Below are 5,997 nucleotides of genomic sequence, written 5' to 3' on the forward strand. Positions count from 1 at the left end.
TTCTCTGGGCTCTGGGCTCTGGGCTCTGGGCTCTGGGCTCTGGGCTCTGGGCTCTGGGCTCTCTGGGCTCTCTGGGCTCTCTGGGTCGACTTGGCTTTTGGCCAAGTCGACCCAGACCTCCCCGACGCCACATTCTCGAATGGCAGAGAGATCCTGAGGCTCGGTCAGCAGGAAGCTGCCGCGCCAGAATGGGTGTCGAAACCAAGAGCCGGCGAGCTTGTGGATGTACATGCCGAGACGAAGCTCGGATACGGGAATGCGTTTTACCAACTTATTTTCCTTTCTGAGTTGGGTGGTTAGGCGTGCGCCGAGGCTGGCACCCAGCGGTAGAGCGGAGGTAAGGTCACGCCAAGATTCTTGGATCAGCCGGAACCGCCGAAATTTCCGTCAGCCGATCAACATGGCTTTGTCTCGCGCTCGGTCGATGCGTTCCTGCATCGCCTGCATGACTTCTTCGTGGGTGTACGACTTGGCGTTGGGGTCGTCGGCCTCTCGGAGAGCTTCCTCGACCTCGCGGGTCATCCGCGCATATTCTTCCGGCCACAGCGCTTGCTCCATGCGCAGCGACGCCTGCCCAAGCAGGTGCAGCAGGCCGAACAGCCGCATGTCATTGGTGGCGACGACGTGCTCTCGAATCCGCTCCTGGATCACCTCGCAGGCCCGATGCGCCTCTGGCGTCGCCGTGCCCTCGTAGCCGGCTGGGAGTTCTGCTTCTTCAGCGATTCGCGCCCAAGCGATAGCCAGCGCCTCGATGGTGGACAGGTTCATTTGCTCATCCACTTGCGCAGCAGACGCTTTTTCAGGGAGGCGCGCTCTTGCGGATTGCGTCCCTTGTGGTTGGCAATGCGATCCGCCGTGGCGGCCTGGCGCTTGATGGGCCAGTAGGAGCGGCCATCCTTACCCATCGACCAGACGTTGCTGACCTGGTTTTCCAGTAGAGGCAGATGGGCGCATAGAGCTTCCGGCGACGCGCTGGCCAGCGCGGTGCGCTCGTGGGTTCGCCAGCGCTGATGCCAGAGTTTCTTGTCCTCGCGCTCGCTACGGCAGGTCGTGTGCCCAACGATGGGCGTTTTGCGGCGGCTGCGGCTCATGATGTGGTTGTCTCCAAGAACATTCAGGACAGGCTTTCTGGGTAGAGCGCCGTCAACCGGGACAGGGTTTCTTGCACTTGTTCCAGCGAGGTCATCAGATGATCAACCTGATCCTGAAGATCCACGGCGAGATCAAATAGCTCAGCCACTCGGCTGCGTGATCCCTCGTTGAACGCGGCCATTGCCAGTTGATGCAGCTTCAACAGGTCGGTGCGCAGTTGCGGAGGTGCGCCGTCTGCGCTGTCATTCAAATCGCCGCGCAGCACGTCCACGGCATCGACTGCACGCAGCAGTGCCGTGGTATCGAAATTCTCGGGAGTCAGTTCGTCCCATTCGTCGTCGGTGATGCGGGCTGCCATCAGGAGAGCTCCGATTAAGCGGTTGCGAGCGTTAGATGCCCGATCGGCTCGGCTGCTGGCCGTACCTTGATTTCGATGTCGTAGCCGAGGCGATTCAGACAATCCATCAGCTTGCGTTCGGATAGATTGGTGAAGTCGCCGCGCATCATGCCCGACACCTTCGGTTGCGGGATGCCCATGCGTTTGGCCGCCGCTTGTTGAGTCAGCCCAAGGGCGCGCATGGCCCTCCTGATCTCGACCACCAGGCCGGTCTTGATCTTGAGCTTTTCAGCGTCAGGCAGTCCAAGGTCGGCAAAGACGTTGCCCGAGCTGCGCTGAACCTCGACGCCTTCAATGATTCGTTTTTGCATTTCATAGCTCCTGTGCCAATACCTCGGCCACCTTCAGCCGAGCGCGGATGATGTCCATGTCGGCCTTTGGCGTGGCGATTCCGCTCTTGCTCTTCTTCTGGAAGCAGTGCAGGACGAACACCGCTTCCGCAAACTTGACCGTGTATACCGCTCGATAGGTGCCGCCGGCATCGTCTTCGACGACCTTCAGCACGCCGGCACCACCGAACCCCTTGAGCTCCTTTGCTGCGTCATCCTGATCGCCTATCTGCGCCAACGAGAGCGCGTAACCGAAACGGCGACGCACGTCGGACGGCAACGCCATCAAATCCTTGTGGCTGCTCGCGATCCATTCGAGCGGTTTTTCTTTGTTTGTCATGACGGAATTTTATACCTGTTCAGGTAATGATGTAAACGCGGCAACCTCAAGGAGGTGTCGTAAAACATTTGTTTTGCGACAGGCTGTCAGCCGCCGCTGTGCTACCTGTGCAACACCCCCTCAAAAATGTACGGAAAACTCTATCGCTATTCACTATTATGCGGAAACCTGTTTTTGATGGTTATCCGCCTATGTTGGTTGGCTACATGCGCGTGTCGTCGGACTCCGACCGCCAGAGCACGGACTTGCAGCGCGACGCGCTGCTCGCCGCCGGCGTCGATCCGCGTCACCTGTTTGAGGATCGTGCCTCTGGCGCGAAGGATGACCGTGCCGGCTTGGCGCGGGCGCTTGAGTTCGTTCGAGCCGGCGATGTGCTGGTGGTGTGGAAACTCGACCGGCTCGGTCGCTCGCTGTCGCACCTGCTCGCCATTGTGACTTCGCTCAAGGACAAGCGGGTGGCGTTCCGCTCGCTGACAGAGAACCTGGACACTACGACGCCCTCGGGCGAATTCCTGTTCCAGGTGTTCGGTGCGCTCGCGCAGTACGAGCGCGCCTTGATTCAGGAGCGCGTCGTCGCGGGCTTGGCCGCCGCACGCAAACGCGGCCGGATCGGCGGCCGGCCGCAGGCGATCACTGGTGAGAAGCTGGACGCCATCGTCGCCGCGCTCGATGGCGGCATGTCTAAGGCGGCGGTGTGCCGCAACTTCAATGTCAAGCGCACTACGTTGATCGAAACATTGACGCGAGCAGGTTGGCGTGGTGCGGGAAGGACGGTCGATGAGCAACAAGAATAAGCTACTCACCGTCTTTTCTGACGCAGAGCAGGAAGCCTTGTACGGCCTACCGGACTTCGACGATGCTCAGCGGCTGGAATACCTGGCGTTGACCGAATCTGAACTGGCGTTCGCCAGCAGCCGGCCTAGCCTGCAGGCCCAAGTCTATTGCGTCTTGCAGATCGGCTACTTCAAGGCCAAGCATGCTTTCTTCCGCTTCGATTGGCATGAGGTCGAGGACGATTGCGCCTTCGTGCTGAGTCGCTATTTCCACGGCGAAGCGTTCGAACGCAAGGCGATCACCAAGCATGAGCACTACAGCCAGAGGGGTCAGATCGCCGAACTGTTCGGCTACCGGTCGTGGGCGGCTAGCTTCCTGCCGCAACTGGCACAGCAGGCTGAACAGATCGTGCGGCGCGACGTAATGCCAGGATTCGTGGCCGCCGAACTGATCGTTTGGCTCAGCGAGCACAAAATCATCCGGCCCGGCCACACCACCTTACAAGAGCTGGTCAGTGAAGCCCTGTCCACCGAACGCAGGCGCTTGGGCGGCTTGCTGGCAGAAGTGTTGGACGAATCGGCCAAAGCTGCGCTGGGCCAGCTCCTGGTGCGTGACGACACCCTGTCTCAACTGGCAGCGCTCAAGCAGGACGCTAAAGATTTTGGCTGGCGTCAGATGGCAGGGGAGCGCGAGAAGCGCGCCACGCTGAAGTCCTTGCACGGGATCGCCAAGGCGCTGCTGCCCAAGCTCGGCATCTCGCAGCAGAACCTGCTGTACTACGCGAGCCTGGCGAACTTCTATACCGTCCATGACCTGCGCCACCTGAAGGCGGAGCAGACCCGGCTCTACCTGCTGTGCTATGCCTGGGTACGTTACCGGCAGCTCACCGACAACCTGGTCGACGCGATGGCCTTCCACATGAAAAAACTTGAGGACGAGAGCCGCACGGGTGCGAAACAGTCCTTTGTCGCCGAACAGCTGCGACGCCATCAGGAAACGCCGCAGGTTGGCCGCCTGCTGTCGCTGTACGTGGACGACAGCGTGGCCGATCCGACGCCGTTCGGCGAGGTGCGCCAACGCGCCTACAAAATCATGTCCAGGGAATTGCTGCAAAACACGGCGCAGCGCATGAGCGTCAAGCCACTGAACAAACTGGCGCTGCACTGGCAGGCGGTGGACGGCCTGGCCGAACGCATTCGACGCCATCTACGGCCGCTGTACGTCGCGCTCGACTTCGCCGGCACGGCCCCCGATAACCCATGGCTCGCGGCGCTGACTTGGGCCAAGAGCGTGTTCGCCAAGCAGCAGCGCCTATCACAACGGCCACTCGACGAATGTCCGGCGGCAACGCTGCCGAAACGCTTGCGTCCGTACCTGCTGATGTTCGATGCCGAAGGCACGCCGACAGGCCTGCATGCCGATCGTTACGAATTCTGGCTTTACCGTCAGGTCAGGAAACGCTTCCAGGCGGGCGAGCTCTACATTGACGATAGCTTGCAGCACCGGCATTTGTCCGACGAGTTGGTTTCGATGGACGAGAAAGCCGCCGTGCTCGCGCAGATGGACATCCCCTTCCTGCGGCAGCCGGTCAGTGCCCAGCTCGATGCACTGGCGACCGAGTTGCGTGCGCAATGGGTGGCGTTCAATCGCGAGCTGAAACAGGGCAAGCTGACGCACCTGGAATACGACAAGGACACGCAGAGACTGACCTGGCGCAAGCCCAAGGGGGAGAACCAGAAGGCGCGCGAGCAAGCTCTCTACGAGCAACTGCCATACTGCGATGTCGCCGACGTGTTTCGCTTCGTCAACGGCCAGTGCCAGTTCCTGTCGGCGCTGACACCATTGCAGCCACGCTATGCGAAGAAGGTAGCCGACGCCGACAGTCTGATGGCGGTGATCATTGCCCAAGCCATGAACCACGGCAACCAGGTTATGGCACGTACCAGCGACATCCCGTACCACGTCCTGGAGAGTACCTACCAGCAGTACCTGCGCCAGGCGACGCTACATGTGGCCAACGATTGCATCAGCAACGCCATCGCCGCACTGCCGATCTTCCCGCATTACTCGTTCGACCTCGATTCGTTGTACGGTGCCGTTGATGGGCAGAAATTCGGCGTCGAGCGACCAACTGTGAAGGCGCGCTACTCGCGCAAATATTTCGGCCGCGGCAAGGGCGTCGTCGCCTACACGCTGCTGTGCAATCACGTGCCGTTGAACGGCTACCTGATAGGCGCACACGAGTACGAGGCTCACCACGTGTTCGACATCTGGTACCGCAACACGTCGGACATCGTGCCGAGCGCGATCACCGGCGACATGCACAGCATCAACAAGGCCAACTTCGCCATCCTGCACTGGTTCGGACTTCGTTTCGAGCCGCGCTTCACCGACCTCGACGACCAGTTGCAGGAGCTGTATTGCGCCGATGATCTGGCATTGTACGAGAAATGCCTGATCCGGCCGGCTGGCCAGATCGACCGGCAACTCATCGTCGGTGAGAAGGCGAACATCGACCGAATCGTCGCCACACTGGGCCTGAAGGAAATGACGCAGGGCACGCTGATCCGCAAGCTGTGCACCTATACGGCGCCGAACCCGACGCGGCGCGCAATCTTCGAGTTCGACAAGCTCATCCGCAGTATCTACACACTGCGCTACCTGCGCGACCCGCAACTGGAGCGTAATGTTCACCGCTCGCAGAACCGCATTGAGTCCTATCACCAGCTACGCTCGACCATCGCCCAAGTCGGTGGGAAGAAGGAATTGACCGGCCGCACCGACATCGAAATCGAGATCAGCAACCAGTGCGCCAGGCTGATCGGCAACGCGATCATCTTCTACAACTCGGCGATCCTGTCCCTGCTGCTGACGAAGTACGAGGCAGCTGGCAATGCCAAGGCGCTGGCGTTGATCACGCAGATGTCGCCAGCGGCCTGGCGGCACATCCTGCTGAACGGGCATTACACCTTCCAGACTGACGGCAAGTTCATCGACCTGGATGCGCTCGTGGCGGGACTGGAGCTGGGCTGACGGAAATTTCTGGGATTCCGGCGTACAACCCC

Annotated in this window: 8 protein-coding genes; 2 read left to right on the top strand and 6 right to left on the bottom strand. The window is 60.5% G+C overall.

Annotation, left to right across the window (positions count from 1 at the left end):
• The 6 genes from PG881_RS24090 to PG881_RS23540 form a co-directional block, all read right to left on the bottom strand.
• Positions 1 to 231 (bottom strand): DUF3391 domain-containing protein (locus PG881_RS24090; RefSeq protein WP_442866407.1); only part of this gene is annotated, 231 nt, incomplete at its 3' end.
• Positions 232 to 387: 156 nt separating this feature from the next.
• Positions 388 to 768, bottom strand: coding sequence for a hypothetical protein (locus PG881_RS23520; protein WP_001054412.1), 381 nt, complete (start codon positions 766 to 768; stop codon positions 388 to 390).
• Positions 765 to 1,091, bottom strand: a complete 327-nt coding sequence (locus PG881_RS23525; RefSeq protein WP_000091614.1) for a hypothetical protein — start codon at positions 1,089 to 1,091, stop codon at positions 765 to 767. Before PG881_RS23525 ends, PG881_RS23520 begins: the two co-directional genes overlap by 4 nt.
• 23 nt (positions 1,092 to 1,114) lie before the next feature.
• Complete coding sequence (locus PG881_RS23530; protein ID WP_000741275.1) at positions 1,115 to 1,450, bottom strand: hypothetical protein; 336 nt, start codon at positions 1,448 to 1,450, stop codon at positions 1,115 to 1,117.
• 14 nt (positions 1,451 to 1,464) lie between these two features.
• Positions 1,465 to 1,800 carry a helix-turn-helix domain-containing protein gene (locus PG881_RS23535; protein WP_001172026.1) on the bottom strand — a complete coding sequence of 112 codons (336 nt, stop codon included), beginning with the start codon at positions 1,798 to 1,800 and terminating at the stop codon, positions 1,465 to 1,467.
• A gap of 1 nt (position 1,801) precedes the next feature.
• On the bottom strand, positions 1,802 to 2,158 hold the full coding sequence (locus tag PG881_RS23540; protein WP_000182276.1) for a type II toxin-antitoxin system RelE/ParE family toxin: 357 nt from the start codon (positions 2,156 to 2,158) through the stop codon (positions 1,802 to 1,804).
• Positions 2,159 to 2,349: 191 nt separating this feature from the next.
• Between PG881_RS23540 and PG881_RS23545 the strand changes: the two genes are divergently transcribed.
• Both PG881_RS23545 and PG881_RS23550 read left to right on the top strand, forming a co-directional pair.
• Positions 2,350 to 2,952: a recombinase family protein gene (locus PG881_RS23545; protein ID WP_010465829.1), complete on the top strand. Its 603-nt coding sequence runs from the start codon at positions 2,350 to 2,352 to the stop codon at positions 2,950 to 2,952.
• Positions 2,936 to 5,965 carry a Tn3 family transposase gene (locus PG881_RS23550; RefSeq protein ID WP_032432545.1) on the top strand — a complete coding sequence of 1,010 codons (3,030 nt, stop codon included), beginning with the start codon at positions 2,936 to 2,938 and terminating at the stop codon, positions 5,963 to 5,965. The genes PG881_RS23545 and PG881_RS23550 overlap by 17 nt, the downstream gene beginning before the upstream one ends.
• The last annotated feature ends 32 nt before the right edge of the window (positions 5,966 to 5,997 follow it).

The organism is Aeromonas sp. QDB54 (assembly GCF_027707385.1).
GTDB lineage: Bacteria > Pseudomonadota > Gammaproteobacteria > Enterobacterales > Aeromonadaceae > Aeromonas > Aeromonas hydrophila.